Origin of the sequence: Bradyrhizobium macuxiense (assembly GCF_001542415.1) — a bacterium.
Lineage (GTDB): Bacteria > Pseudomonadota > Alphaproteobacteria > Rhizobiales > Xanthobacteraceae > Bradyrhizobium > Bradyrhizobium macuxiense.
The window spans coordinates 1-1,148 of the sequence record NZ_LNCU01000059.1; the positions used below are offsets into that span (position 1 = coordinate 1).

The following is a 1,148-nucleotide window of genomic DNA, read 5'->3' on the forward strand; positions in this document are numbered from 1 at the left end:
GGATCGTGTCCCTGAGCGTGGTGTAACTGGCGGCGGGGCACCGCATTCACCGGCAAGCGCCGGGCAGGTCAGCTGGCGATCGCCGGAAGGCTGACGGTTGGATCATCGCTCAATGGCGCGATGGTTTCCAGTGTCATGTAACTTGCACGTTGGACGGCCCATGCATCGTTCTGCTCGAGCAGGATCGCGCCGATCAGTCGCACGATAGCATCTTCGTTGGGGAAGATGCCGACCACCTCGGTCCGCCGCTTGATCTCGCCGTTGAGGCGCTCGATCGGGTTGGTCGAGTGCAGCTTGGTTGGATGCTGCGGCGGGAAGGTCATATAGGCCAGCACATCGGTCTCGGCCTCGTCGAGGAAGCCAGCCAGCTTGGACAGCTTGGGGCGAAGCTGATCGGCGACCTTGCGCCATTGCGCCCGGGCCGCCTCGGCATCGTCCTGGGCAAAGGCCGTGGCGATGAAGGCTGAGACGACGCGTCGTCCGCTCTTGCCGGCATGCGCCAGCGCATTGCGCATGAAGTGCACGCGGCAACGCTGCCAGCTGGCGTTGAGCACCTTGGCGACGGTGGCCTTGATGCCCTCATGGGCGTCGGAGACGACCAGCTTGACGCCACGCAGGCCGCGGCGGGCGAGCTTGCGCAGGAACGCTGTCCAGAAGGTCTCGGCTTCGGAGGGGCCGATGTCCATGCCGAGAACTTCACGCCGGCCGTCGCTGTTGACGCCGACCGCGACGATCACGGCCACCGAGACGATGCGGCCATTCTGGCGCACCTTCACGTAGGTGGCGTCGATCCACAGATACGGCCAGTCGCCCTCGATCGGACGGGCGAGGAACGCCTTCACCTTGTCGTCGATCTCGCCACACAGCCGGCTCACCTGGCTCTTGGAGATCCCGCTCATCCCCATCGCCTGCACCAGATCGTCTACCGAGCGGGTCGAGACGCCCTGCACGTAGGCTTCCTGCACCACGGCGGTGAGCGCCTTCTCGGCCATGCGGCGCGGCTCCAGGAAGCCCGGGAAGTAGGAGCCTTTGCGCAGCTTGGGGATACGCAGTTCGACCGTGCCGGCGCGGGTCTCCCAGATCCGGTCGCGGTAACCGTTGCGCTGCGCCAGACGCTCGGGAGTCTTCTCGCCGTAAGCCGCTCCGGT

At 65.9% G+C, this 1,148-nt stretch carries 1 protein-coding gene; it reads right to left on the bottom strand.

Features of this window, described 5'->3' with window-relative positions:
• Nucleotides 1-68 precede the first annotated feature (68 nt).
• The coding region (locus tag AS156_RS18300; RefSeq protein WP_066507075.1) for an IS256 family transposase at nucleotides 69-1,148 on the bottom strand (1,080 nt) is incomplete at its 5' end.